The sequence below is a fragment of the Trichococcus shcherbakoviae genome (genome assembly GCF_963666195.1).
Taxonomy (GTDB): Bacteria; Bacillota; Bacilli; order Lactobacillales; family Aerococcaceae; genus Trichococcus; species Trichococcus shcherbakoviae.
Genome location: NZ_OY762653.1, coordinates 734,506 through 760,853, shown reverse-complemented (window position 1 = coordinate 760,853; position 26,348 = coordinate 734,506). Strand labels below are relative to the sequence as shown.

Here is a 26,348-nt window from a genome sequence, read left to right as displayed (position 1 = left end):
GTGGATCGGAAGTAATATAAAATACGGAAATAATCAGATAACACCAAAGGAAGGGATATGATTGAGCGTGCTGGTAATGGCTGGAATGATAGGTGCTGGAAAGTCTACTTATACTGAAATGATTTCAAGAAGATTGGGGACGGAGGCCTTTTTCGAAAGCGTCGATTACAACCCGATCTTGGATAAATTTTATGATAATCCACAAAAATGGGCTTTCAGCCTTCAAATATATTTCTTGAATACGCGTTTCCGCAGCATCAAGGCTGCATTGACTGATGACAATAATGTCTTGGACCGTTCCATATATGAAGACGCGCTGTTCACGCGGGTCAACCACCTGCAAGGCAACATCTCCCAAGAAGAGATGGATATCTACAATGATCTGTTGGCGAACATGATGGAAGAACTGGAAGGCATGCCCAAAAAAGCGCCGGATTTGCTGATCTATCTGGATGGTTCATTCGAGACGATTTTGGATCATATCCGCAAGCGCGGCCGTGAATTTGAGCAGATCGAGGATGATTCCGAGTTGTTGGCCTACTATGAATTGCTATTCAAAAATTATGAGCAATGGTATCAGGAGTACGATCAAAGTCCAAAAATCAAGATCAACATCGATACGTTCGACATCGTCAATAACAGCGGTGATGAAGAGCAGGTCATGGCCATCATCGAAAAAGCGCTCTTGGAAGTCCGCAGCGAAGAGGCCGGATTGACTTATGCCGGAAGCAATATCGTATAAGTGACAGATCGTTCAGGTCGTCATCAAACAGCAGCAGTGCCATTCGGTGCGGCTGCTGTTTTTTTTGCGAGAAGGTATAAATTTTTCGCGAGGGACTGAAGCATATGATGGGTTTATGTAATATAATTAGGAAACAGACATAAATGACAGTTGAAGAGGACGGAACCAGACGATGGCGGCGGATAGGGCAGAACAAGCAGTGAATGTGGAGCAATGGCAAGCAATCAATGAACGGGATCAGCGTTTTGATGGACAATTCTTTTATGCGGACAGGAATACGCAATTGTACTGCAAGCCGTCCTGTCCTTCCCGGCTTCCGAAATTCAACTATGTCTGCGTCTTTACTTCAGCTGAGGCTGCCGAGGCGAGCGGCTACAGCCCTTGCCGCAGATGCAGTCCGAACGGGAAGACAGTTACGGATCTGGAATGGGCCGGCCAAGCCGAACGCTTTATCCATAACCATTATCAACACCCATTGAGCGTGAATAGCATTGCCGAAGCCTGTCATGGCCCCTCGTCGGAACTGCAGCAGATCTTCATCCGCATCTACGGGGTTTCGTTGATGGACTACTTGGATCGTGTCCGGATGGATCAAGCACGCTACTTGCTGATTCACTCGGGACGCTTCATAAAGCAAATAGCCGAACTGGTCGGGATGCCCTCCGCGGCGGAATTTTCCCGCAAATTCAAGGAAAAGGAAGGCATGGCGCCGACCTTATACCGCCGGCGCGTGCGCAAGCGCAAAAGAGAGCAACGGTACTGATGACCTACTATTAGTACAAACAAATTAATTGAGAGCAAAACAGCAGGCCAACCGATCGGCGGTAACTTGCTGTTTTTTGTTTTGGGTTAAAATCATTTGACATAAAACGTCTACAGATGTAAACTTACTTCAGAAGCAAGGAACAACAACGAAAGGATGAAAAAAATGACCGATTCGACACAGAAAAAGATAACCGATGCTGAATGGGAAGTGATGCGCGTTGTCTGGACAAACGGTGAGGCGACCAGCCGGGAAATCATTTCGGTTCTGCAGGAAAAAATGGATTGGAAACAAGCCACCGTCAAAACGTTGATCGGAAGACTCGTCGACAAAGGCTTATTGGCAACAGAACCGATCGGCAATAAATTCATCTACAGCGCAAACGTATCCGAACAGGAAAGCGTCGGCGGCGCTACCGAAGACCTTTTGGCGCACGTCTGTACGAAAAAAGTCGGCAGCACGATAGCGGAACTGATTGAAAGAGCGACGCTTAGCCACGCTGATGTTGCATTGTTGGAAAAAGTGATTGCCGCCAAAAAACGCACGGCAGTCGATGAAGTGAAGTGCATGTGCACGCCAGGACAATGCAACTGTAAACAAACCGGTTGCATACACAAGGAGGAATCGCCCGATGGAAAATAAAAGTTATGAAATAGAAGGCATGAGTTGTGCATCGTGCTCACAAGCCGTGGAAAAAGCGGCAGCTAAAGTCGCAGGCGTCAAGGAAGCCACAGTCAACTTGGCGACCGAGAAACTGACGGTTGCTGTCGATGAAAGCCATTTTTCCGAAGAAATTCTGAAGAATGCAGTCGATGCGGCTGGCTACGTTTTGGTGGCAAACAAGAAAGAAAAGACATTTCTGATCGAAGGCATGAGTTGCGCCTCGTGCTCCCAAACCGTGGAAAAAGTGACCCGGGCAGTTGCCGGCGTGTCTGATGCATCCGTGAACCTGACTACCGAAAAAATGGTCATCTCCTACGATCCGACCGTGCTTCATCCAGGGGATATCGAAAAAGTTGTGGCCGAAGCGGGCTACAAGGCTATCGAAGAGAACGCTACTATAGAAGAAAGCGACCAAAACCAAGCGAAGAAAGAGCAGCACATCAAAAATATGTGGAGACGCTTTTGGCTCTCGGCGGTATTCACGCTTCCGCTTCTGTATCTCGCGATGGGCCACATGTTGGGCTTACCGTTGCCGATGAGCCTCCATCCGAATATGTACCCGGTAACGTTCGCGCTCACGCAGCTAGTGTTGACGATTCCAGTGATGGTACTCGGGACGAAATTTTTTACGGTAGGATTCAAGTCCTTGTTCAAAGGCCACCCGAATATGGACTCGCTGGTGGCTTTAGGGACCAGTACTGCCTTTCTGTATAGCCTTTATGGCACCTTTGCAGCAATCGGAGGGAACAACGAACTTGTCATGAACTTGTACTATGAATCGGCGGCTGTCATATTGACGCTGATTACGCTCGGGAAGTACTTCGAGGCCGTTTCAAAAGGCAAGACGTCAGAAGCCATCAAAAAACTGATGGGCTTGGCTCCTAAGACAGCCCGCGTTATTCGTGACGGCAATGAGCAGGAAATCAAGCTGGATGCTGTCATGGTAGGGGACATTTTGGTTGTCCGTCCCGGCGAAAAAATGGCTGTCGATGGAAAAGTAACGGAAGGACTGACATCTGTTGATGAATCGATGCTGACAGGCGAAAGCATGCCCGTGGAGAAAAAAGCGGGCGATGCGATCATCGGCGGCAGCATCAACAAAAATGGTTCCATCCATTACCGGGCAGAAAAAGTCGGAAAAGATACAGCCCTTGCGCAGATCATCAAGTTGGTGGAAGATGCCCAAGGTTCAAAAGCACCGATCGCAAAACTAGCTGATACGATTTCGGGCTACTTCGTTCCGATCGTCATCGTGCTCGCTGTTCTGGCCGGTTTGTCTTGGTACTTCTTGGGACAAGAATCATGGATTTTCGCACTGACCATCACGATTTCGGTCTTGGTAATCGCTTGTCCTTGCGCTTTGGGTTTGGCGACACCTACCGCCATCATGGTGGGTACCGGCAAGGGTGCCGAGAACGGTGTGCTGATCAAAAGCGGGACGGCTCTGGAAGTGACGCATAAAATCCAGACAATCGTTTTCGACAAGACGGGGACAATCACGGAAGGCAAGCCGAAAGTTACTGATGTCTTGGTCCGTGAAGGACTCGATCCGGATGAACTGTTGCTGTTGGCGGCATCGGCCGAAAAAGGATCGGAGCATCCGCTTGGAGAAGCCATCGTTCGCGATGCTGAAGAGAAAGAGCTGTCTTTGTTGAAACCATCCGCTTTCAATGCGCTGCCTGGTTTCGGTATTGCCGTCACAATCGATGGGAAAGAGCTTCTGTTGGGAAATGAAAAGTTGATGCTGAACCATGCGATCGGACTAGGTTCATTTGCCGATACCTCCCACACGCTGGCTGAACAAGGAAAAACACCGATGTACATCGCAATGGATGGGGAATTGGCCGGCATCATCGCCGTTGCCGATACCGTGAAAGCAAGCAGTGCGGCGGCAATCAAAAAACTGCGTGGGATGGGCATCGAAATCGCGATGATCACCGGCGACAATAAACGTACGGCGCAAGCCATCGCCAATCAGGTGGGCATCGACCGTGTCCTGAGTGAGGTGTTGCCTGAAGACAAAGCGGAAGAAGTCAAGAAGCTGCAACAGGGAGGCCGAAAAGTCGCCATGGTTGGAGACGGCGTTAATGATGCACCGGCATTGGCCCAAGCAGATATCGGTATCGCCATCGGATCAGGGACGGACGTCGCCATCGAATCAGCGGATATCGTTCTGATGAAGAGCGACCTGATGGCAGTAGCCACAGCCGTCGAACTCAGCAAAGCAACAATCAAAAACATCAAGGAAAATCTGTTCTGGGCATTCGCCTATAATGTCCTGGGCATTCCTGTCGCGATGGGAATCCTGCACGTCTTCGGAGGGCCCTTGTTGAATCCGATGATCGCCGGAGCAGCGATGAGTTTCAGCTCGGTGTCGGTTGTGTTGAATGCGTTACGTCTGAAAGGATTCAAACCCTCCGTCTCAAAACGGTAAGGGAATATCATATATAGAGAAAAGAGGAAACGATTATGCAAAAAGAATTGATGCTTGAAGGAATGAAATGCGATGGCTGCGTAGCGACAGTCAAAGAGAAATTCTCTGCGATTGCAGGTGTGGAAGAGGTAACGGTTGATCTGGAAGGAAAGAAAGCAACAGTCAAGACGAACCAAGACATTTCCGAAGTGACTTTCAATGAAGCGTTGTCCGGTACGAAATTCAAAGTAACCGGCAGCAAATAAGCAAAAAATAATAGCACGGGCTTCCTCGGTAATTGCTGAGGGAGTTTTTTTCGCATAAATTTGCACATTTTTTCTATTTAGCTATTGTCGTGAGCACAATTTAGGGGTAGAATGAAACATGCAGTCCGGTCGAACAGACCAGCATGCGGGCGTAGTTTAGTGGTAAAATGCGACCTTCCCAAGGTCATGTCGCGGGTCCGATTCCCGTCGCCCGCTTATTGAAATTGAATGCATCTTAACCTTACCGATGAAGTCGGTAAGGTTTTTTTATCCTTTTCCGCCAGAAGACTCCCACCTCTAGGAATGAAAAGGGTACAGCCCAATGAGTAGGTGGGAGATGAATGGCGGTAGGCGTCAGCCTATTTTTTTCGAAAAATTCTTACCGTTAACGATGGACCTCCCGTTCGACAAAGAACGTACGTTCGCATATAATTATATGGTATAGGGAGGCGAATGATTGTGATGATCTACAAAAACTATAAGTTCCGAATCTACCCCAATCAGGAGCAACAAATCCTGATTGGGAAGACTATCGGCTGTTCTCGTTTCGTGTTCAATCGCTTCCTGTCCGAATGGAACAAAACCTATGAGGAGACGGGAGCGGGTTTGAATTACTCTGCCTGCTCGGCCAAGTTGACGGTGCTGAAAAAAGAATCGGAGACGCTTTGGCTGCAAGAAGTCGATAGCATCGCCCTGCAGTCAGCTCTGCGGAACCTCAGCGACTCTTTCAATCGTTTTTTCAAAAAGCAGAACAAGGCGCCGCGTTTCAAGAGCAAACGGAACCCGATCCAGTCCTACACGACCAAGCAGACAAATGGAAATATCGCTGTAGTGGGGAACAAACTGAAACTACCCAAGTTGGGACTGGTCAAATTCGCCAAGTCCAAAGAAGTGGACGGAAGAATTATGAGCGCGACCATCCGACGAAATCCTTCGGGCAACTATTATATTTCCATTTTAGTCGAAACCGATAGTGAACTATTGCCGAAAACGGGTTCCGCTTGCGGTGTCGATGTCGGATTGAAGGATTTTGCCGTCGTTTCAGACGAGTCAGTCTATGAGAACCCGCGGTTTTTCCAGAAACTGGAGCGAAAGCTCGCTAAGGAACAAAAAATTCTTTCCCGGCGGGCAAGGCAGGCCAAAAAGGATGGACGAAAACTGTCCGAATCGAAAAACTACCAGAAACAGCGCGTCAAAGTCGCCCGGATTCATGAACGAATCCGCAATACTCGAACGGATTACCTGCAAAAGATTTCGACTGAAATCGTCAAAAACCACGACGTCATCGGCATCGAAGATTTGCATGCATCCGGCATGATGAAAAACAAGAAGTTTTCCAAAGGAATATCGGAAGCATCATGGGCGCAGTTTCGGACGATGCTGGAATATAAGTCAAAGTGGTACGGCAAGCAAGTCGTTGTCGTTGCCCGGAACTTCCCTTCTAGCCAACTCTGTTCGTGCTGTGGCTACCAAAACAAAGACGTGAAGAATACTTCTGTCCGGGACTGGGATTGCCCGCAATGTAATACTCACCATGACAGAGATCTGAACGCAAGCATAAATCTAAAACATGAAGCCTTGAGGCTTTTAACCGTAGGAAGCTACGGGGATAGCTTAGTCAATAATCGCTCGATAGAGTGATGTTCCTAAGAATCCCCCACCTCTAAGCGATAGCGTAGGTGGGGGTAGTTCAATTATGTTTACAATAAGCAAATGTTTTGTAATAATTTTTAGTCATTAAAAGCGAATTGGGTCCTTCCCGCTTGAGAAATAACACGGATTGAAACATATGTTACAGATGTAACAACTGATAAATCAATATTTTGTCTATATTTTGACATGGAGTTTGTGAAAAAAGACAGCTATTATGCCAATTGTTACAAATTGATTTTCTATATTACGACAGCGTAATATTTGACTTATGTTTGTAAGATAAACAGATATTTGAGACAGTCACGTTAAGATGGAATAACAAAGAAGGGATATTTAACTTTAGCGATTTGATTCATGATAGGATTGTCTCTGTTGAAAGAACTCCGATCGAGACCTGGATAAATACTTCATTTATCAAATAAAAAAGGTCATGAAGAGTATAAATTGCAATACGAAAACATTGCGAAGAGAAGAAAGGGACAAAATAGACATGAAAAACTTCAAATCTAGATTATTCGTAACAAGCGCAACTTTAGCAGCCATCGGTTTTATGGCAACAGCGAATCCTACACAAGCAAATGCAACAGAATATACTTCATCCACTTGGACAGCACGTACAGCAGATCAAATCAAAGCGGATATCCAAAGCTTGGAGAGCGGCAGCAAATACACTTTCCAATGGGGCGATACTTTATCAGCAATCGCATTGGCAACTGATGTATCAGTGAATGCCTTAGTTGATGTGAACAGCATCGGAAATGCAGACATGATCATTGCCGGCAACGCAATCGTATTATCAGCCGACCACAACATCGTGACTGTTGAACAAGACTCAGAAGTGAAGAGCTACGATGTCAGCTCTGAAGAAGCAGTGGAAGTCGAAACACCAGTTGAAGCAGTTGAAGAAGTGCAGGCAGCTGCACCAGTAGCAGAACCAGTAGCAGCACCAGCACCAGCTGTAGAAACATATGTTGAGCCAGCTCCAGTAGCACAAACGGCAGCACCGACTTACCAAGCGAGCTACTTCTTGTATCAAGTAGTCCAAGCTGAAGCAGGCCCAAGCTACCAAGAAAAATTGAATGTTGCTTCTGTTATCATGAACCGCGTTGAATCAGGAATCTGGGGCGGAACGACAATTGATGCTGTATTGTATGCATCAGGTCAGTTCTCAGTAGTTTCCAACGGAGCTGCTGCAGCAGAAGTACCTTCTGCTGACACAATCCAAGCAGTTAACGAAGTATTGAACGGGTACCGTTCAACTTCAGCACAAAGCTTCCGTGCTTCAGGCGATGGCGTAACAAACGTATTCTTCTAATAAATATAAACAATACTGATAGTACAAATCTAAAAGCTGAATCCATTGCGGGTTCAGCTTTTTTTTGTTTGGATCGTCGGATAAAGCCGAAGGTTGTCCGATACCGGGAAAGAATTGGACAAGCAGCATGCGGAAGGGTTGCAGGTTGTCCGATATCGGGGGAGAATCGGACAAGCAGCATGCGGAAGGGTTGGAGGTTGTCCGATATCGTGGGAGAATCGGACAAGCAACATGTGGGAGAGTCGGAGGTTGTCCGATAACACCGAAGAATCGGACAAGCAGGCGAATATATAAAAAAAGACCGTCTCTTCTGAGACAGTCAATTCTTCATAAAATTTAGACTTAAATGTTGATGTTCAGATTTACCGGGCTCAATTTGGAAACCAGATTGCGGATGCGGGATCCTGCGATTTCTTTGATCGGTTCGACGACCTCTCTGATCGCGACATATTTGTCCACGTAGGTTACGACAAAACTTTCTTTGTAACGCGGCAGGCCGCAACGGCTCACCAGGAACATATGCTTGAGGATGATATCGCGCTCTAGAGAGCTGATTTCAGTGATGCGGCAAGCATTTTCGCAAGCTATTTTCGGATGGGCATCTGCATGGGCACCGATATTCAACTGGGCGACAGCATCACGATCTTCGTGGAAGAAGTCGTGCAACAAACCGGCACGTGCAGTGGATCGAGCATCCAGATTCCATTTTTTTGCAAGCTGGTAACTCTTATAGGATACGCGGATCGAATGCTCCAAACGATTGGTGAAGTGGTGATGGGTAATGGTCTCCATGTGCAATAATTCTTCGTGATAGATGAGATCTTCGACCAAAGCGACGTATTCAACATCATTTTTCCAATTGGATTGTGGCATCTGCATGCTTATTCTATCATCCTTTGTGTAAGTAGTTGTGTTCGTATTTTTCATGATGCCCATACTATACACCCGCAGCATAAAAAAAGGAAGGGACTCGTTGTGTTTTTCTTCACTTTTACTAATTTTTAAATAGTTTGTCATTTGGCTGTCATATCTGCTGTTTTACGAATTGGCATGTACTTTTCGGGATTCCGGAGTAGAATAGGGAATATAAGAACGGGAAGGGGCGTCGAATATGGAAAAAGTGGAAGGATCTTATTACTTATTGAACGATGAACTAGTAAAAAATGCTGACGGCGAAAGCTATCCGGAATTTGAAGGCCGGACGGTATACGAAGTCATCCGTGTCGAGGATGGGATTGCAATATTTCTGGAGGATCATCTGGATCGTTTTTTTCGGTCTGCTGCTTATCTGGATCTGCCGCTGCCAGCCACTGCGGAATCCATCGAGGACCGCGTCTATCGCCTGATAGCCGCCAATCAGGTGGGGAATCAGAACCTTAAGTTCATCCTTGGAAAAACGTCAAAAAGCGAAAGTGTTTTGTGGATCTTTTTCACCCAAAGCATCTACCCGCCAAAATGCTATTATGAAGAGGGCATCGCGACGAGCCTGTTCCGTATCGAAAGGCTGGATCCGAACATCAAGCTTGTCCGGTCGGATTACCAGAAAGCCGTGCTGCAGGAAAGGGCTGATAAAGGGGTCTACGAATTGTTGCTGGTGGATGGGAATGAGGAAATCACGGAAGGCAGCCGCACGAATGTCTTTTTTGTGAAAGGGAAAGAATTGTACACGCCCCCTGCAAACGCGGTACTTCTGGGAATCGTCCGCAAGAAAGTGTTCGAAATCTGTGGAAAAAGACAGATTCCGATCAACGAGACGGCCATCCCTGTCGAGTGGGTCAAGGATGCTGAAGGAGCCTTCGTTTCCGGAACCGGCAATAATGTACTGCCGATATCGAAAATCGGAGCTGTTGCGATTCCGACGATGAATAATCCGATTGTGCAGACGATCATGGCGGATTATGCCGAAATGGTCAGCGTATATAAGGAATCAAAGAAACACTAAAAAAACATTGTTACCCATTTTTCTCGGCGGGTTGACAAAGGGCCGGCGAGAGGTTAAACTGAATACAGCATTGAGACCATCACTTCGGTTCAAGTGGTGGTTTTTTTATAGAAGAGAATGGAGGGAAAGGATGTCAACAAAGGAGAAAGTTCTGCAGTTTCTGGAGCAGCACAAAGGCGAAAGTATTTCCGGCCAAGATTTGGCTGATCAGTTGGAAGTATCCAGAACATCCGTGTGGAAAGCAATCAATGGGCTGAAAAAAGAGGGTTATCAAATAGAAGCAACGACGAATAAAGGGTATCAGTTATCCATAGAAACCGATTTGTTGTCGGAGGCCGCAATCGTGCCGCTATTATCGGAAGCGCTGAAAAATCACCGGATCATTGCGCACAAAACAATCGATTCGACCAACTTGGAGGCCAAACGGATCGTCAATGAAGAAGCGACCTTCGAAGGCGTGATCCTATCGGAAGAACAGACAAAGGGCAGAGGGCGCTTGGGTAGAGTTTTCCACTCGCCGAGCGAATCGGGCCTGTACATGAGTTTGGTTTTGAAGCCGGTTGCTGATCTGGATAACGCCACTTTGATCACAACTGCCGCCGCTGTGGCCGTCTGTCAGGCGATCGAAACATTGACAGGAAAAGAACCCCAAATCAAATGGGTGAATGATATCTTCCTGGATGGCAGGAAAGTCTGCGGCATCCTGACGGAAGGGATAATGGATATGGAATCGCGGACGATCGGAACAATCATTTTAGGGATTGGCCTTAACTTCCGGGCGCCTGAAACGGATTTTCCTGATGAAATCCAATCGATTGCCGGTACGTTGTTCGATTCAAAAAATGCCATGGTGACACGGAACCAAATGGCTGCCGAAATACTCAACCGTTTTTATGTCCTTTACCCTGATTTGGCATCCCGTTCCTACTTGGACGAGTACCGCAAACGTTGCTTCGTCTTGGGTGAACAAGTCACTTTCCCGCAAGGAAGCGAAACGATCGAAGCCAAAGCGATCGCAATCGACGACGATGGCGGACTAGTTGTAGCATTGCCAAATGGGGAAACGAAAACCCTGACCTATGGCGAAATCAGCATCAAAATCAAAAAGAGAGAAGGAAAATAACATGAAATTATCAACAAGAGATTTGACCCAAATAAGCATATTCGCGGCTTTGACATTCGTCAGCGGCTTCCTGAGCATCCCCGTCGGCCCCGTTCCGATCACTTTGCAGACACTTATGGTGCTGCTGACCGGCTTCTTCTTGCGTCCAAAAGCGGCCTTTTTTGCGCAACTGCTGCCTTTATTACTGAAATTATTGCTTGGAGGATTCCAAGCCTTTTTGACTCCTAGCTTCGGGTTTGTGTTTGGATTTATTGCAGCGGCTACTTTGATTTCCTATCTCGTGCATAATAAAGAAGGAAGCTTCTTGAATTATGGGATCTCAGCTGTTGCCGGCACGATCGTCATGTACGCAATCGGTTTGCCTTACATGGCGATGATCCTGAATGTTGTCATGGGCAATCAATTCGACTTGGCTGCAATTTTCCAGATGGGCATGTTGTTATTCATTCCAGGGGACATCGCCAAAGCCGTGTTGGCCATCATCCTGGCTGATCGTTTAAAAGGTCGTGTGCGCGTATTCCAGCATTGATTTAGGTTTTTGCAAAAAAAATGAATGATTTAAAAGCATCCAAAACCGCTGTATGACGGGATGGATGTTTTTTTTTTAAAAAATATCTCGAATTCGTGAATATATAACTTGAAATACATTCCGGGATGTGGCATAATAATATCAAGCTTACGAAATGTAAGAGAGGTGAAGGTGAGTCCTTCATTGAAAAACAAGTGCATGGAGGAAAAAAATTGGGAAACACATCTATAATATCTCGAATTAGTAATGCTTTGTTTGGAAATAAAAATACAACAATAACAACAGACGAAAAGGGGAAAACAACTATGAAAATCGGAATTATCTCAGGAAGCGTACGTGAAGGAAGAAACTCAGCAGCAGTATCAGAATGGATCCATGAATTTGCCGAAAAACGCAATGACGGCGGCATCGAATACGAAATCGTAGCTTTAGCAGACTATGACTTGCCTTTGTTGGGCGCTAAATTGCCGGAAGACCGTCAAGCAGCAGCTGGCGCAGCGATCCAAGCTTGGTCAGAAAAAATGGCTTCATTCGACGGATACGTGTTTGTGACACCTGAATACAACCATGCAGTCGGTGGCGCTTTGAAGAATGCGTTGGATTTCCTGAAACCTGAAGTTGCCGATAAAGCAGCCGGATTTGTAGGATACGGAAGCTTGGGAGGGGCCCGCGCACACGAAAACATGCGCGTCATCCTAGGCGAATTGAGCGTAGCGACAGTGCACACAACCGTGAACTTCTCATTGATGACTGATTTCGAGAACATGAGCAATTTTGTGCCGAACGATTATCATGCGGGCAATGCGACAGCAATGTTCAATGAATTGATCAAATGGTCCGGAGCATTGAAAACAATCCGGTAACAGTATAGAAGAACATGAATGATGAGAGGAGGCCGCCATTGGTAACATGGTGGTCTTTTCGCATTCCCAGACAAATGCTTCCGTCACCTTTCGTCCATTGATTTTCTGAAAGCAAGCGGCTATACTGATACGTACTGAGCTTGCAGAAAAGCAAGTATTCGAATCACGTAATCAGGATACACGTAACAACAGTTGGAGGGGATTAAATGGTTTTGTTGGGAAGTTTGGTCAACAGTGCTGCCATTATTTTGGGAGGCAGTATCGGTCTGGCTTTGAAGAAAGGTTTATCGGATAGGATAGCCAGTGCAGTGATGAACGCTTTGGCTCTGTGTGTCCTTTACATAGGCGTGAGTGGCATGTTGAAGGGCGAAAATATTTTGATCACCATCCTATCGATGGTATTTGGGACTTTGGTTGGCGAATGGATCGATCTGGATAAAAAAATCAATCAGCTGGGCGATGAAATAGAAAGCCGGGTATCTTCTGATAATAAGGAACATTCTGTTTCTAATGGGTTCGTTACAGCAAGTCTATTGTTCTGTGTCGGCGCGATGGCGATTGTCGGGGCTCTGCAGAGCGGTTTGACAGGAAATCATGACACGTTATTTGCGAAGTCGCTGATCGACGGTATCGCAGCCATCGTGATGGCATCCAGTTTGGGCATCGGTGTGCTCCTTTCAGCCGGGCTGATCCTCGTTTATGAAGGAGGCATTTCGCTTTTTGCGAATGTCCTGGCGCCGCTTCTGACTGATTCTGTGATCAATGAAATGACCTGCGTGGGCTCTCTTTTGATTGTCGGCCTGGCACTCAACATGTTGAAGCTGACAGATCTGAAAATCATGAATTATGCGCCTGCAGTCTTTTTCCCGATCCTTTTCGGATTTTTTATGTGAATAATGAAAAAGACGTTCCCTGGCGGACGTCTTTTTTTGTATAACGCTTCTGTCTCCCTTATAATCGGTATCAAGGAAAGCCAAACGGAGAGGGGACGGGAGTATGTGCGGACGTTATGCGCTTGAAGCGACAAAGAGGGAATTGTGGGAAAGGTACTTGTTGGGGGAAATGGAAGAGGATGTCGAAGAGCGTGCGGAAATATTTCCGACCAACAGCACACCGCTGATAGTGTCGGGCAACAAGCTTTTTCACCACAAATGGGGATTTGTGGAGCCTTTCGCTAAGCGCCCTTTAATCAACGCCAGGGCGGAAACCATCCTTGAAAAGCCGACGTTCAGCCAGCCTTTCCGGACAGCACGCTGTCTGGTGCCGGCGACTGCATTCTTTGAATGGGAGAAAGTCGGCGAAGAGAAGTTGAAGCGAAAAATTGCCGTAGCGGATATCCCGATTTTTTCGATGGCCGGTATATTGAAGACGTATCAGGATGAAACTGGGAAACCTTTTACGGCTTTTTCCATCATCACCACTGCCGCCAATGAACAGATGCATGCCATCCATGATCGCATGCCGGTGATACTGGATCCTGAAGATGAAGCATTATATCTGGATCAGAAGGCCGATCCGAAATTGGTTTGGAAGTTACTGAAGCCTACAGAGCATCGCCTGCTGATCCAATAATCAATCGATATTCCGGAAAATGAGAATACGCTCATCTGAATTTAATTTTATCGTTGACATCCTTATTTAATTCTTATAAACTGAAAGCAAATAACTAATGTGCTAGGAGGATTTATGCAACCGCAAACAAAAGTGCCGCAGTCCCATCATCAGTAAAAGCCCATTTGGATAATTTTATCTGAATGGGCTTTTTCGTACTAGGGACTAGCGATTGATTGCCTAAGCAGTTCTCGCACAAATCAAAAAATAGGGGGAAATGAAATGATTGGAATGGATTGGAAAAAGAAAGTAGCGACAACATTGGCACTGACTTCTGCTTTGCTGCTCGGTGCATGCGCCGGCGGTACAGAAGAAGCGACGGATTCTTCCGCAGCAAGCTCAACAGTATCAGCGGATGCTGTGCGTATCGGAATCCTGCAGATCCTTGAACACGAATCCTTATCAGCAGCACGCGCAGGTTTCTTGGAAGTTTTGGAGGAAGCCGGTTATGTTGAAGGCGACAATCTGATTGTGGATTACCAAAATGCTCAGGGTGACCAAGCCAATCTGCAGAGTATGGCAGAGCGTTTAGCCGGCAGCAACGACCTCATTTTAGGGATCTCGACACCAGCTTCACAAGCAATAGCGAACGCTGAAAAAGAAAATGCAGTCCTGTTCACCGCCGTAACCGATCCGATCGATGCTGGGCTTGTAGCAAGTGCAGAAGAACCAGGCGCGAACATCACCGGAACAAGCGACCAAGCACCGATGGACAAACAGATCGAATTGTTGTTGTCGATCGTACCTAGTGCGGAAACAGTCGGTATCATCTTCAACTCCAGCGAGATGAATTCCATTGTACAGAGCGATCAAGCGAAAGCCTTGTTGGAAGCAGCAGGCGTGAATGTCGAAATCATGACTGTTACCTCTACCAATGACGTCCAACAAGTGATGGAGTCATTGGTCCAAAAAGTCGATGCGATCTACATCCCAACGGACAACACCTTATCCAGCACGATGGCCACTGTCGGCCAAATCGCTATGGAAGCAAAAATCCCGGTCATTCCTGGCGCAACAGAAATGGTTGAAGCTGGCGGTCTCGCGACTTACGGCATCGACTTCAAGGAATTAGGCCGCCAGACAGGCGAAATGGCTTTGCAGATTCTGGAAGAAGGCAAGCTTCCTTCCGAATTGCCTGTCCAATTCCCTGAGACACTGCAATTGGTCATAAATGAAGAGATGGCTGAAGCACTGGGAATCGATCCAGACAGCATCAAATTACCGGAATAAGTTATCCATCAAAAACGAGGCTGCCCCCACTAAAAGTGCGGCAACCTCGTTTTTAGTGTACTGCCTGAGATTATATCGCTCTGCTCCGGGGACGGAGGCCTCGCCGGAGTTGGACTAACATTTAGAGTTGCCTCCTCCGATGAGCGAGGCTTCGCCGGAGGAGAAGCCGAAAGTTACCGGTGAACTCCGATGAAAGGGGCCTAATCGGAGTTGGGGACCATAATCATCGACCACAGTCCACCGCGCTCCTCCGGTTCCACACACCGTCACATGATTTTGTAAGGAAACAGCAAAAGGGGTTGACAAAAGAAGCCACTTTGCATAAAATGAGAATACGATAATAAAACTTAACGAAAAATTAGAAGGCTACAAAAAAAGAGGAGGGGATCGTCATGGAAGATGCAAACGTATCAGCTAACGTAATCATGGGGACAACCCCTTCTTATAACGGCTTATTATTATAGCAGGGCTTGGACACTGGAATATCAGTCGTTTGAGCCCTGCTTGGCATTGACAAATAATGGGGCTGAAGCGATTATTTATTGACCTTCGAAATGCATCCATTATTTGTGGATGCATTTTTTTTCGAAATTTACTCTTATGATTCTTTAATGAAACCAATAAACGAAAAATGAACCGGAGGAAAAGACCATGACCGAAAAACAGTACATTCAATTCTTTGATACGACCCTGCGCGATGGGGAACAGACACCTGGTGTGAACTTCAATACGAAGGAAAAGGTGCAGATTGCCTTGCAGATGGAAAAATGGGGGATCGATGTTATTGAAGCAGGTTTCCCGATCTCTTCAGAAGGCGACTTCGAGGCCGTAAAAGCGATCGCCGGCGCTGTCAAAAACATGACAGTAGCAGGACTTGCCCGCTGTAACGAAAAGGACATCGATGCTGCCTACGATGCTTTGAGGGATGCAGTCGATCCGCAGATCCATATTTTCATCGCGACCAGCCCCATCCACATGGAATTCAAACTGAAAATGAGCAAAGAAGAAGTATTGGCGTCAGTGGCCCATCATATCGCTTATGCCAAATCAAAATTCGAGAAAGTCCAGTTCTCTCCGGAGGATGCTACCCGAAGCGATTGGGACTTCCTGGTTGAAGTCATCAACCTGGCCATCGAAAAGGGCGCAACAGTCATCAATATCCCTGACACGGTTGGCTACACCAATCCGACCGAGTTCGGTAACCTGTTCAAATACCTGAAGCAAAACGTAACCCGCTTTGATGACGTCATCTTCTCCTCCCATTGCCATGACGATCTGGGCATGGCAACGGCTAACGCTTTGGCCGCAGTCGAAAATGGCGCACTGCGGGTGGAAGGAACCATCAACGGCATCGGCGAACGTGCAGGGAATACGGCGTTGGAAGAAGTTGCGGTCGCTCTTCACATCCGCAAAAGCTATTATGAAAAAGAAACCGGTATGGTCCTGAAGGAAACGAAGCGCACAAGCGATTTGGTCAGCCGCCTTTCCGGCATGCCGATTCCGCGCAACAAAGCTGTCATCGGTGGCAACGCCTACGCTCACGAATCCGGTATCCATCAGGATGGCGTGCTGAAGAATCCGGAAACCTACGAAATCATCACGCCGCAATTGGTCGGTGTGGAGCACAATTCGTTGCCGTTGGGTAAACTTTCCGGCCGCCACGCCTTTGTGGATCGGATTGCGCAAATGGGCTATGAAATCAGCGACCCGGCAGAAATCAAAATATTGTTCGCCCGTTTCAAAGAACTGGCTGACAAGAAGAAGAACGTGACCGAAGAGGACATCCATGCATTGATGGTCGGAAAATCGATCGAGGACGAGTCGGTTTATGAGTTGAAACGCCTGCAAGTGCAGTTTGTCAAGGATGGCATCCAAGGAGCTATCGTCGGCATCCAGGACAAGCGCAATAAAGACGCGAAGATGCAGGATTCCGCAACTGGATCAGGAAGCATCGAAGCCATCTACAACACCATCAACCGCATCCTGGATCAAGAAATCATTTTGAAGGAATACAACATCGAAGCCATCACGGGCGGAAAAGATGCACAAGCAGAAGTGCACGTGGTCGTGGAGGATGAGGACGGCAAGAGCTATAACGGAACGGGCATCGACTTCGACGTCCTGACGGCATCAGCGAAAGCTTATATCCAAGCCAGCGGTAAAGCAAAAAATAAACAGACAATTGAAAAAGTATCAGCACATTTCTGATGAGGGGGAAAAAGTAAGATGAATTATACGATTGCAGCATTGCCCGGAGATGGCATTGGACCAGAGATAATGGAAAGTGGATTGACTTTGCTGGAAACAATCGGCAAAAAATTTCAACATGAATTCAACGTGACGGTATACCCATTCGGAGGAGCCGGCATCGATGAAACCGGCGATCCGATCCCGCCACAAACAATCAAAGGCTGTTCCGAAGCTGATGCGATCCTTTTGGCCGCAATCGGCGGACCGAAATGGGAAAAGGCCGAAACAACGCCGGAAGATGGCCTGTTGCAATTGCGTAAGACTTTGGGACTTTTCTCGAACATCCGCCCGATTTCAGTGAGCGACAGCATCGCCCACTTGTCCCCGTTGAAGACGGAACGCGTTAAAGGCACTGATTTCATCGTTGTCCGCGAATTGACGGGCGGTCTGTACTTCGGCCAGCCGAAGCATTGGAATGATGAGGAAGCGACAGATACGCTCTTCTATAAGAAGAGCGAAATCGATCGGATCGTCCGCCAAGCTTTTGACATCGCGATGACGCGCAGCAAAAAATTGACTTCCGTCGATAAAGCGAACGTATTGGCCAGCAGCAAACTGTGGCGCAAAACCGTGAATGAAATTGCAATGGAATACCCGGAAGTTACCGTCGATCATTTGTATGTCGATGCAGCTTCTATGAAAATCATCCAAGATCCGACTGCATTCGATGTCATTGTTACGGAAAACATGTTCGGCGACATCTTGAGCGACGAAGCTTCCGTCATCACGGGTTCATTGGGCATGTTGCCTTCCGGAAGCCACGCGGTATCCGGTCCTTCGTTATATGAACCGATCCATGGATCCGCACCGGACATTGCCGGAAAAAACATTGCCAACCCGATGTCGATGATCCTGTCCGTTGCCATGATGCTGCGCCAAAGCTTCCAGCTGCATGTAGAGGCGGATGCGCTTGAAAAAGCGGCAGCTGAAGTGATGGATGCTGGTTTCCTGACGGCTGACCTGGGCGGCACAACGACAACGACAGCATTTACTGAACAAGTGAAAGCCATTTTGGAAAAGTAAAGGGGAGTAGACAGTATGAGCAGAACGCTTTTTGATAAACTATGGGACAGACACGTTATTACAGGACCAGAAGGTGAACCACAATTGTTGTATGTGGATCTGCACCTGATCCATGAAGTCACTTCACCACAAGGCTTCGATGGCTTGCGCGAAACCAACCGCCCAGTCCGACGTCCTGACAAAACGATCGCAACTGTCGACCACAATGTGCCGACGGAAGATATCTTCAACATCAAGGATTTGATTTCGAAGAAACAGATTGAAGCGCTGCAGAAGAATTGCGAAGAATTCAACATCCCCTTGATGGACATCGGAACTGCCAACCAAGGGATCGTGCACATGGTCGGACCGGAATTGGGTGCAACCCAACCCGGCAAGATTGTTGTCTGCGGAGATTCGCATACGGCTACACATGGCGCTTTCGGAGCGATGGCATTCGGTATCGGCAGCTCGGAGGTGGAGCATGTTTTTGCAACGCAGTCCATCTGGCAGAAGAAACCGAAGTCGATGGGCGTCAAAATCACCGGCAAATTACCTGCAGGCGTCTATGCGAAAGATATCATCCTGCACCTGATTGCGACCTACGGGACAGCCTTCGGGAGTGGCTACGCGATTGAATTCTACGGGGATACTGTGGAAGCTTTGACGATGGAGGAACGGATGACGATCTGCAATATGTCCATCGAATTCGGGGCTAAAATCGGCATGATGGCACCGGATCAGACTACCTACGATTATCTGCGCGGCCGTCGCTATGCACCAGAAAACATGGAAAAAGCCATTGCCGATTGGGAGACGTTGAAGAGCGACCTTGATGCTGTCTATGATACTGACATCGCTATCGATGTTTCCGACTTGGCGCCTTATGTAACATGGGGAACGAACCCCGGTATGGGCGTGCAATTCGGCGAGAAATTCCCTGAAATTCAGGACAAGAATGACGAGCGCGCTTATAACTACATGGATCTGCAACCCGGTCAAACCGCGGAAGAGATTCCATTGGGCTTTGTCTTCATCGGCTCCTGTACAAATGCGCGTCTGTCCGATCTGATCGAAGCAGCGAAGTACGTCAAGGGCGGGAAAGTTCCTGCTCACATCCAGGCTATGGTCGTTCCGGGCAGCCGGACAGTCCGTGATGCTGCAGCGGAGTTGGGATTGGACAAAATCTTCATCGATGCAGGATTTGAATGGCGCGAACCAGGCTGCTCGGCTTGTTTGGGGATGAACCCGGATAAAGTGCCTGCCGGCGTACACTGTGCCTCGACTTCCAATCGTAACTTCGAAGGCCGTCAAGGTAAGGGTTCGCGGACGCACTTGGTCAGCCCGGCCATGGTAGGCGCTGCAGCAGTGAACGGTAAATTTGTGGACATCAGAAAGGAAGCAGTGACTTATGGAGCCAATTAAAGTACATAACGGTAAAACCGTTGCCTTGATGAACAACAACATCGACACCGACCAAATCATCCCGAAAGTATTTCTGAAACGGATCGAAAAAACGGGCTTCGGCGCTTTCGTTTTTGATGAATGGCGTTTCCTGAAAAACGGCGACCCGAATCCGGAGTTCCCTTTGAACGATGCCGACCGCCAAGAAGCAACGATCCTCGTAACAGGGGATAACTTCGGCTGCGGCTCTTCCCGTGAACATGCCGCTTGGGCATTGAAGGATTACCGTTTCCGCGTCATCATCGCCGGCAGTTACAGCGATATCTTCTACATGAATTCCTTGAAGAATGGCTTGTTGTTGATTGAGTTGCCGCAAGAGCAGCGTGACGCTTTGGCGCAGTTGTCTGCGGATGAAACCATCCAAATCGATTTGCCGAATCAAGTAGTAAGAACCAGCACTGCAGAGTATCCTTTCGCCATCGATCCGACTTGGAAGCACAAATTGGAAAACGGCATCGACGACATCACCGAAACGATGGCCTATAAAGATGAGATTGATGCGTATGAAGCAAAATGGGACAATATTTACGCATAGATAGAAAAGTGGAACGGATTCGTTCAGCCCTGAAAGAAATTTAGGAAATCGGACCGACTGAGCATCGTAGAGCGCAATAGGCCCGATTTATCTAATTTTCGAAGGGCTAATCCGTGGAACTAGCCATCATTATTGGTGCGGGGAACACTTTGGGAGTACTTCAAACACCGAGGGTGATGCATTTTAAATTTTTAAAAATTTTAATAGGATAGGCGAGAAATTTCCTTCAATTGGAGGGAAATTCTCGCTTGTTTTTTTGAATTAAGGTAAGATGGAGCTGTGTCAAGGTCTATGAAATATGACGATATGTTGTCGTTGTCGCTAAAAAAACATTATCCTATACTGCTTTATGTTATAATATCTTGTCTGTCGTTAAGCCCCGATTTGAGGATATCTGCAGAAAAAGGCCCGCAGGATGGATGAATGAATTTTCCCTACAGGAGGAATGAATAAGATGAGTAGAGCTTTAATTATTGGTGCCGGTGGCGTTTCCAACGTCGTATGCCATAAATGTGCCCAAAATTCAGAAGTGTTCGAAGAATTTATGATTGCTAGTCGTACAAAGTCAAAATGCGATGAAATCAAAGATCGGATCGAAAGCGGTATTTATGCTGGGCGTTCCAAAATCACGACTGCCCAAGTGGATGCGAACAATGTTCCTGAATTAGTGGCGCTAATCAATGAATACAAACCGGATATCGTGATTAATGTGGCTTTGCCATACCAAGACTTGACCATCATGGATGCCTGTCTTGAAACAAAAACAGATTATGTCGACACAGCGAACTATGAACCGGAAGATACAGCTAAATTTGAATACAAATGGCAATGGGATTACCGCGAACGCTTCGAAAAAGCCGGCATCACCGCTTTGTTGGGATCAGGCTTTGACCCGGGCGTAACGAGCGTATTCTCCGCCTATGCCCAAAAACACCATTTCGACGAAATCCACACAATCGATATCTTGGACTGCAATGGCGGCGACCATGGTTATCCTTTCGCAACCAACTTCAATCCGGAAATCAACATCCGCGAAGTTACCGCAAACGGCAGCTATTGGGAAAACGGTAAATGGATCGAAACGGAACCGATGGAAATCAAACGCGAGTATAACTTCGATCAGGTCGGCAAAAAAGACATGTACTTGCTGCACCACGAAGAAATCGAATCTTTGGCTTTGAACATCAAAGGCATCAAACGCATCCGTTTCTTCATGACTTTCGGCGAAAGCTATCTGACGCATTTGAAGGTGTTGGAGAATGTCGGTATGACTTCCATCGAGCCAATCGAATTCGATGGCAAACAGATCGTGCCGCTGCAATTCCTGAAAGCCGTATTGCCTGACCCAGCTTCATTGGGACCGCGCACTAAAGGCAAAACGAACATCGGAAACATCTTCACCGGCATCAAAGACGGTAAAGAGAAGACATACTACATCTACAACGTCTGCGATCATGAAGCATGTTACAAAGAAGTCGGTTCGCAAGCTGTTTCCTACACAACTGGTGTTCCAGCGATGATCGGGGCAGCTATGGTCTTGACCGGACAATGGAAAAAACCAGGTGTGTACAACATCGAAGAATTCAATCCGGATCCATTCATGGAAGCATTGAACGTCTATGGCTTGCCTTGGCAAGAGGACTTCAATCCTACCTTGGTCGATTAGGAGGTACGGATGGACACTACAATCGATTTTCAAGCCTTGCCGACACCCAGCTATGTGGTGGATGAAACCTTATTGCGCCGCAATCTGGAAATCCTGAAATCGGTCAAGGATCAGACGGGCTGCAAGATTTTATTGGCCCAGAAAGCTTTTTCGATGTATCACTTCTACCCTTTGGTCGCCGAGTACTTGGACGGCACGACCGCCAGCTCTGTCCACGAAGCACAATTGGGTCATGAGGAATTCGGTAAAGAGACGCACGTCTTTGCGCCGGCTTTCAAGAAGGAAGAAATGGAGGCGTTGCTCCCGATAGTGGATCACATCGTCTTCAATTCCCCTAACCAAGTGAAGTTGTATGCCGAAATGGTGAAAAATAGCGATCGCCCGATCGAAATCGGTCTGCGCGTCAATCCGGAGCTGTCCACTCAGGACCATGCACTCTATGACCCAGCCAGTCCATTTTCGCGTTTGGGTACGACTGCTGTCAACTTTGATGAAAGCCAAGTCGAACTGTTGGACGGTCTGCATTTCCACACCCTTTGCGAACAGGGTTCCGATGCTTTGGAAGCGACACTGGTCGCATTCGAGGAGAAATTCGGGAAATACTTGCATGGCATGAAATGGGTGAACTTCGGAGGCGGACATCATATCACCAAAGAAGGCTACGACATCGCTAAATTGGTGAAGATCGTCAACTACATCAAAGAGAAATATGCTGTGCAAGTCTATCTTGAGCCTGGCGAAGCGATTGCTTTGAATGCGGGCTTCCTTGTTGCGAGTGTGCTGGAAACGACCTACAACCAGATGAATCTGGCGATTCTGGATACATCAGCGACTTGCCACATGCCTGACGTATTGGAAATGCCTTACCGTCCGTTCATCATCGGTTCCGGTGAAGCGGATGAGAAGGCACATACATACCGTTTGGGCGGACAGACTTGCTTGGCAGGTGACGTTATCGGGGATTATTCTTTCGATGAACCTTTGAAGGCGGGCGACCGCCTGATTTTCACGGACATGGCTATCTATTCCATGGTGAAGAATACGACCTTCAACGGCATCCAACTGCCGGCCATCGCTGCCCATACGGTCAAAGACGGCACGAAAGTCATCAAGACCTTCGGATACGAAGATTTCAAATCAAGACTATAGTTTTTAAATTAGGGCTGTCTCTGAGGAGGCAGCTTTTTTGCTGTTCTCCGGCGAGGGGTGATTGTCCGGAGTTGAGGACCACATTCTGATGGTCTCCTCCTGTGGGCAGAAGCCCCCTCGGAGAAGAGACATAATATTACCGGTCTACTCCGGCGAAAGAAGCCTCGCCGGAGTTGCGAGGCAAAAAATACACAGCCATTGAAAATACAATATGGCTGCAAACGATTTGGTTCAAGTGACAAAACCGGACGTGTCCGGTATAATCAAATTGTCGAATATTGCGTAAAAGTCCTTTGGAGAAGGGGAATGACATGAGGAGAAAAATGGTAGTGACATCGATGGCGGTACTTTCTTTATTTGGGTGCGCGGATGAACCGGATACAGTTTCTGAAGTTGCATCCGCAAATGACTCTTCCGAACAAAAGGATGTTGCAGCAGTAGCTGAGGAGGAGAAAGTCATTTCCTTCATCGGAGTCGGGGACAACCTGATCCACGATTCTATTTTCCGGGATGCGGAACTGGCGGACGGCACTTATGATTTCAAATTTATCTACGAGAATGTGGCGAAGGATATCGAAGAAGCCGACATCGCTTTTCTGAACCAAGAAACAATCAGCGCTGGGGACGATTATGCCTATTCCGGCTATCCGGCATTCAATACACCACCCGAAATCGCCCAGGACATGAACGATCTGGGATTTGATTTGGTCAACGGCGCAACGAACCATGCACTGGATTTTGATTATCCCGGCGCCCTCAATTCCCTCGCAGTCTGGAATGAACAAGAGAATGTTATCTACACGGGCATCTATGAGAGCCAGTCGGATCGCGATGCAATCCGGACGATTGAAAGGGATGGCGTCACGTTCTCTTTCTTGACCTATACTTACGGGACGAACGGTATTCAGCCCGACACCTCCTATCGCGTTTCGTACTTTGATGAAGCGCTGATTCGTCAGGATGTGGCCAATGCCAAAAACGTCAGCGATGTTGTCATTGTTTCGGCGCATTGGGGTGACGAAAACACGCAGGAAGTCAATGAAATGCAACGCACGTATGCCCAACTGTTCGCCGACTTGGAGGTCGATGTCGTCATCGGGACCCATCCGCATATTCTACAGCCGATCGGGTGGGTCACCGGAGTAAATCAAAACAAAACACTCGTGGTCTATTCGTTGGGGAATTTCATCGCGCATTCAATGACTGATTACAATACGCTCGGCGGCATGGTGACTTTCGATTTTGTCGTTGCCGATGATGATACGGTGACCGTCGAAAATGTCCAATTCGAGCCTACCGTTTCGCATTATGTGGCGGATCCGGGGAATGTCGAGAACACAAGGCGTGATTTCAAAATCTACAAGTTGGAAGATTACTCTGAAGAGTTGGCCTCAGAGCATGGGTTGAACGGTTATGAAGGATTTCAAGTAACGCCGGATAACTATCTTTCCATGGTGAAGAACGTCATCCCGATAGAGATGTTGGATTGAGCAAAGGATTATAGTAAAAGGTACTTATTGATGTATGATATCTATGTTTTTTAAACAAAATTTTCGTCAAGAAGGTTTTTGCCGGGAATCATGCGGATGTTACAGTAACTCTCGTAGTACATTCATTGTGGGGTTAGGAAATTCATTTTTACTAGAAGGCGATTTAGCTTAAGGCGCCGGTTTTGCCGCTGACGTTATCCTTTGTGAAACCACCCAAATGGTGTTAAGATGAATTTGAAAGCGATAACAATTTCTTTGTGATGCAAGGGGGATGCGTTATGGATAAGGAAGTTCATCAACTGATCGAAATCGCTGAAATTGCGATGCAGGCGAACGACTATACTCATGCTGAGAAAAAATACATCGATGCTTTATATTTGCTGGATGACCCGAAATCGGAAGAATACCAAAAAGTCGTAAACTTGCTGGCGAAGTGCTATGCCGCGCAGAAAAATTTTGCTGGAGCCAAAGAATGTCTCGAGGAACTGTTGTTTTACGCAAAAAAAAATAAAGACTGGGAGAAGCAAGCTGAGTGTCTGCATGCCTTGGCGGTGAATACCCGCAACATGGAAGAATACGATTTGGCATCTCTGATGTGTGAGGAAGAAATCACTTTCCGGCTGACACATTTCCCTGATGATTATTGCGGATTAGCGCGAAGCTATCATGAAGCGGCCACGCTGTCATTGCTGCAACGGAATCCAATGAAGGGCAAAATTAATCTGGACAAGGCAAAACAATATGCCGATAAGTCGGGAGATGAAGAATGCCAAGCCGGCATCATGCGCGGCCTCGGCGATTATCACTTCACCCTCAATGAATTGCAAAGCGCCCGGGATTCCTATCTGGAAAGCCATGCCTTATACATGAGAAATAGAAATGAAGAAGCGGCAGATGAACTGCTGACAAGGCTGAAGCGCGTTGAGGACGTACGGTGAGAACCATAATATGATAATTTGGACCGTATCGATCCATTCTTAAACGAAAAAAGCAACCTGTTCCCAGGTTGCCTGCATTTTTTATAAAATCGATAAGATATCCGAAGGTGTCTTGAAGATGTGATCGGCATCGAATCCTTCTGACGTATGCGATCCCCATTCAGCCAAGCCGAAAGCGATTTCGGCATTGCGTGCGCATTGGTTGTCGTAAATGGAATCCCCGATGTAGATGGCTTCATTTTCGGAAACGCCTAATCTGCGCAAACATTCCGTCAAAGGTTGTCCGGAAGGCTTGTGTTCTTCTGTATCGCTGGATGTGATGATGACGTCAAAATAGTCATCCAAACCGTATGGTGTGATGTTCAGCTCGTAACTCTCTTTTGTCTTGGAGGTGACAATACCCAGCAGATGATTGTTTTCCTTCAAATAACGCAGTGTATCTTCCATTCCGGCAAAGATACTCACGCTGTCCGCATAAGTTTTCGATTGTGCACTCCACTTCGGATGCAGCTCGGCAGCCTCTGCAGGTGTGAAGCCCAAAGACTGCAAGCCTTCCATACCCGGTATGCCGAAAATCGTACGCATGTCTTCTTGTGTGGCAGGTCTGCCGGCATGTTCCCGAAGGATGTCATCCAGACCTCTGAAGATGGAATCCTCGGTATCAACGATTGTGCCATCGACGTCAAAAATAAATGTATGAATCATATGTGCAACTCCCTTGAAATATTTCTTGTTATTATA

Annotated in this window: 24 protein-coding genes and 1 tRNA gene; 23 read left to right on the top strand and 2 right to left on the bottom strand. The window is 47.2% G+C overall.

Annotation, left to right across the window (positions count from 1 at the left end; all coding sequences use genetic code 11):
- The first annotated feature begins 67 nt into the window (after positions 1-67).
- From ACKPBX_RS03545 to ACKPBX_RS03510, 8 genes are all read left to right on the top strand, one after another.
- Positions 68-742 (top strand): deoxynucleoside kinase, encoded by a 675-nt coding sequence (locus ACKPBX_RS03545; protein WP_319996401.1) that lies wholly within the window; start codon positions 68-70, stop codon positions 740-742.
- Positions 743-914: 172 nt separating this feature from the next.
- Positions 915-1,505: an Ada metal-binding domain-containing protein gene (locus tag ACKPBX_RS03540; protein WP_319996002.1), complete on the top strand. Its 591-nt coding sequence runs from the start codon at positions 915-917 to the stop codon at positions 1,503-1,505.
- 165 nt (positions 1,506-1,670) lie between these two features.
- The gene (locus ACKPBX_RS03535; protein ID WP_319996001.1) at positions 1,671-2,147 is read left to right on the top strand and encodes a CopY/TcrY family copper transport repressor; all 477 of its coding nucleotides are present in this window, start codon (positions 1,671-1,673) and stop codon (positions 2,145-2,147) included.
- Complete coding sequence (locus tag ACKPBX_RS03530) at positions 2,137-4,602, top strand: heavy metal translocating P-type ATPase (protein ID WP_319996000.1); 2,466 nt, start codon at positions 2,137-2,139, stop codon at positions 4,600-4,602. Before ACKPBX_RS03535 ends, ACKPBX_RS03530 begins: the two co-directional genes overlap by 11 nt.
- 35 nt (positions 4,603-4,637) lie before the next feature.
- On the top strand, positions 4,638-4,847 hold the full coding sequence (locus ACKPBX_RS03525; RefSeq protein WP_319995999.1) for a heavy-metal-associated domain-containing protein: 210 nt from the start codon (positions 4,638-4,640) through the stop codon (positions 4,845-4,847).
- A 145-nt stretch (positions 4,848-4,992) separates the two neighbouring features.
- Positions 4,993-5,063, top strand: a tRNA-Gly gene (locus ACKPBX_RS03520).
- A gap of 243 nt (positions 5,064-5,306) precedes the next feature.
- On the top strand, positions 5,307-6,488 hold the full coding sequence (tnpB, locus tag ACKPBX_RS03515; RefSeq protein WP_319995998.1) for an IS200/IS605 family element RNA-guided endonuclease TnpB: 1,182 nt from the start codon (positions 5,307-5,309) through the stop codon (positions 6,486-6,488).
- Between the two features lie 502 nt (positions 6,489-6,990).
- On the top strand, positions 6,991-7,815 hold the full coding sequence (locus ACKPBX_RS03510; protein WP_319995997.1) for a cell wall hydrolase: 825 nt from the start codon (positions 6,991-6,993) through the stop codon (positions 7,813-7,815).
- Positions 7,816-8,157: 342 nt separating this feature from the next.
- Here ACKPBX_RS03510 and ACKPBX_RS03505 read toward each other — a convergent pair whose 3' ends face one another.
- Entirely contained in the window at positions 8,158-8,688 is a 531-nt protein-coding gene (locus tag ACKPBX_RS03505; RefSeq protein ID WP_407702585.1) for an HD domain-containing protein, read from the bottom strand.
- Between the two features lie 238 nt (positions 8,689-8,926).
- On the opposite strand from ACKPBX_RS03505, the gene ACKPBX_RS03500 reads away from it, so the two are divergent.
- From ACKPBX_RS03500 to ACKPBX_RS03430, 15 genes are all read left to right on the top strand, one after another.
- Positions 8,927-9,757, top strand: coding sequence for an aminotransferase class IV (locus ACKPBX_RS03500; RefSeq protein ID WP_086627060.1), 831 nt, complete (start codon positions 8,927-8,929; stop codon positions 9,755-9,757).
- A gap of 130 nt (positions 9,758-9,887) precedes the next feature.
- Positions 9,888-10,880 carry a biotin--[acetyl-CoA-carboxylase] ligase gene (locus ACKPBX_RS03495; protein ID WP_319995996.1) on the top strand — a complete coding sequence of 331 codons (993 nt, stop codon included), beginning with the start codon at positions 9,888-9,890 and terminating at the stop codon, positions 10,878-10,880.
- Position 10,881: 1 nt separating this feature from the next.
- Positions 10,882-11,409, top strand: coding sequence for a biotin transporter BioY (locus ACKPBX_RS03490; RefSeq protein ID WP_160117108.1), 528 nt, complete (start codon positions 10,882-10,884; stop codon positions 11,407-11,409).
- A gap of 305 nt (positions 11,410-11,714) precedes the next feature.
- Positions 11,715-12,272: an NADPH-dependent FMN reductase gene (locus ACKPBX_RS03485; protein WP_168173121.1), complete on the top strand. Its 558-nt coding sequence runs from the start codon at positions 11,715-11,717 to the stop codon at positions 12,270-12,272.
- A gap of 206 nt (positions 12,273-12,478) precedes the next feature.
- The gene (locus ACKPBX_RS03480; protein WP_086627066.1) at positions 12,479-13,165 is read left to right on the top strand and encodes a DUF554 domain-containing protein; all 687 of its coding nucleotides are present in this window, start codon (positions 12,479-12,481) and stop codon (positions 13,163-13,165) included.
- Positions 13,166-13,268: 103 nt separating this feature from the next.
- Positions 13,269-13,844 carry an SOS response-associated peptidase gene (locus ACKPBX_RS03475; RefSeq protein ID WP_086627068.1) on the top strand — a complete coding sequence of 192 codons (576 nt, stop codon included), beginning with the start codon at positions 13,269-13,271 and terminating at the stop codon, positions 13,842-13,844.
- Between the two features lie 270 nt (positions 13,845-14,114).
- On the top strand, positions 14,115-15,113 hold the full coding sequence (locus ACKPBX_RS03470; protein ID WP_086627553.1) for an ABC transporter substrate-binding protein: 999 nt from the start codon (positions 14,115-14,117) through the stop codon (positions 15,111-15,113).
- A gap of 651 nt (positions 15,114-15,764) precedes the next feature.
- Positions 15,765-17,321 carry a 2-isopropylmalate synthase gene (locus ACKPBX_RS03465; RefSeq protein ID WP_086627070.1) on the top strand — a complete coding sequence of 519 codons (1,557 nt, stop codon included), beginning with the start codon at positions 15,765-15,767 and terminating at the stop codon, positions 17,319-17,321.
- Positions 17,322-17,339: 18 nt separating this feature from the next.
- Positions 17,340-18,386, top strand: a complete 1,047-nt coding sequence (gene leuB / locus ACKPBX_RS03460; RefSeq protein WP_319995995.1) for a 3-isopropylmalate dehydrogenase — start codon at positions 17,340-17,342, stop codon at positions 18,384-18,386.
- Between the two features lie 15 nt (positions 18,387-18,401).
- Entirely contained in the window at positions 18,402-19,790 is a 1,389-nt protein-coding gene (gene leuC, locus ACKPBX_RS03455) for a 3-isopropylmalate dehydratase large subunit (protein ID WP_319995994.1), read from the top strand.
- A complete protein-coding gene (leuD, locus tag ACKPBX_RS03450) occupies positions 19,777-20,364 on the top strand; it encodes a 3-isopropylmalate dehydratase small subunit (RefSeq protein WP_086627076.1) in 588 nt (195 codons plus the stop codon). Before leuC ends, leuD begins: the two co-directional genes overlap by 14 nt.
- 454 nt (positions 20,365-20,818) lie before the next feature.
- Entirely contained in the window at positions 20,819-22,030 is a 1,212-nt protein-coding gene (locus ACKPBX_RS03445) for a saccharopine dehydrogenase family protein (protein WP_086627078.1), read from the top strand.
- A 21-nt stretch (positions 22,031-22,051) separates the two neighbouring features.
- On the top strand, positions 22,052-23,179 hold the full coding sequence (nspC, locus tag ACKPBX_RS03440) for a carboxynorspermidine decarboxylase (protein ID WP_319996400.1): 1,128 nt from the start codon (positions 22,052-22,054) through the stop codon (positions 23,177-23,179).
- Positions 23,180-23,490: 311 nt separating this feature from the next.
- Positions 23,491-24,669: a CapA family protein gene (locus tag ACKPBX_RS03435; RefSeq protein WP_319995993.1), complete on the top strand. Its 1,179-nt coding sequence runs from the start codon at positions 23,491-23,493 to the stop codon at positions 24,667-24,669.
- A 278-nt stretch (positions 24,670-24,947) separates the two neighbouring features.
- Positions 24,948-25,607: a hypothetical protein gene (locus tag ACKPBX_RS03430; RefSeq protein ID WP_119093375.1), complete on the top strand. Its 660-nt coding sequence runs from the start codon at positions 24,948-24,950 to the stop codon at positions 25,605-25,607.
- 81 nt (positions 25,608-25,688) lie between these two features.
- Here the strand turns inward: ACKPBX_RS03430 and ACKPBX_RS03425 are convergent, their stop codons facing one another.
- A complete protein-coding gene (locus tag ACKPBX_RS03425; protein ID WP_319995992.1) occupies positions 25,689-26,312 on the bottom strand; it encodes an HAD family hydrolase in 624 nt (207 codons plus the stop codon).
- Positions 26,313-26,348 lie beyond the last annotated feature (36 nt).

Excerpts from the sequence above, each read along its gene's own strand:
- ACKPBX_RS03485 (WP_168173121.1), top strand. The coding sequence starts at position 11,715 with ATGAAAATCGGAATTATCTCAGGAAGCGTACGTGAAGGAAGAAACTCA.
- ACKPBX_RS03425 (WP_319995992.1), bottom strand. The coding sequence starts at position 26,312 with ATGATTCATACATTTATTTTTGACGTCGATGGCACAATCGTTGATACC.
- ACKPBX_RS03445 (WP_086627078.1), top strand. The coding sequence starts at position 20,819 with ATGAGTAGAGCTTTAATTATTGGTGCCGGTGGCGTTTCCAACGTCGTA.
- ACKPBX_RS03530 (WP_319996000.1), top strand. The coding sequence starts at position 2,137 with ATGGAAAATAAAAGTTATGAAATAGAAGGCATGAGTTGTGCATCGTGC.
- ACKPBX_RS03430 (WP_119093375.1), top strand. The coding sequence starts at position 24,948 with ATGGATAAGGAAGTTCATCAACTGATCGAAATCGCTGAAATTGCGATG.
- ACKPBX_RS03480 (WP_086627066.1), top strand. The coding sequence starts at position 12,479 with ATGGTTTTGTTGGGAAGTTTGGTCAACAGTGCTGCCATTATTTTGGGA.
- ACKPBX_RS03500 (WP_086627060.1), top strand. The coding sequence starts at position 8,927 with ATGGAAAAAGTGGAAGGATCTTATTACTTATTGAACGATGAACTAGTA.
- leuB (WP_319995995.1), top strand. The coding sequence starts at position 17,340 with ATGAATTATACGATTGCAGCATTGCCCGGAGATGGCATTGGACCAGAG.
- ACKPBX_RS03505 (WP_407702585.1), bottom strand. The coding sequence starts at position 8,688 with ATGCCACAATCCAATTGGAAAAATGATGTTGAATACGTCGCTTTGGTC.
- ACKPBX_RS03475 (WP_086627068.1), top strand. The coding sequence starts at position 13,269 with ATGTGCGGACGTTATGCGCTTGAAGCGACAAAGAGGGAATTGTGGGAA.
- ACKPBX_RS03510 (WP_319995997.1), top strand. The coding sequence starts at position 6,991 with ATGAAAAACTTCAAATCTAGATTATTCGTAACAAGCGCAACTTTAGCA.
- ACKPBX_RS03525 (WP_319995999.1), top strand. The coding sequence starts at position 4,638 with ATGCAAAAAGAATTGATGCTTGAAGGAATGAAATGCGATGGCTGCGTA.
- ACKPBX_RS03490 (WP_160117108.1), top strand. The coding sequence starts at position 10,882 with ATGAAATTATCAACAAGAGATTTGACCCAAATAAGCATATTCGCGGCT.
- ACKPBX_RS03540 (WP_319996002.1), top strand. The coding sequence starts at position 915 with ATGGCGGCGGATAGGGCAGAACAAGCAGTGAATGTGGAGCAATGGCAA.
- ACKPBX_RS03535 (WP_319996001.1), top strand. The coding sequence starts at position 1,671 with ATGACCGATTCGACACAGAAAAAGATAACCGATGCTGAATGGGAAGTG.
- ACKPBX_RS03465 (WP_086627070.1), top strand. The coding sequence starts at position 15,765 with ATGACCGAAAAACAGTACATTCAATTCTTTGATACGACCCTGCGCGAT.
- ACKPBX_RS03435 (WP_319995993.1), top strand. The coding sequence starts at position 23,491 with ATGAGGAGAAAAATGGTAGTGACATCGATGGCGGTACTTTCTTTATTT.
- ACKPBX_RS03495 (WP_319995996.1), top strand. The coding sequence starts at position 9,888 with ATGTCAACAAAGGAGAAAGTTCTGCAGTTTCTGGAGCAGCACAAAGGC.
- ACKPBX_RS03470 (WP_086627553.1), top strand. The coding sequence starts at position 14,115 with ATGGATTGGAAAAAGAAAGTAGCGACAACATTGGCACTGACTTCTGCT.
- leuC (WP_319995994.1), top strand. The coding sequence starts at position 18,402 with ATGAGCAGAACGCTTTTTGATAAACTATGGGACAGACACGTTATTACA.
- leuD (WP_086627076.1), top strand. The coding sequence starts at position 19,777 with ATGGAGCCAATTAAAGTACATAACGGTAAAACCGTTGCCTTGATGAAC.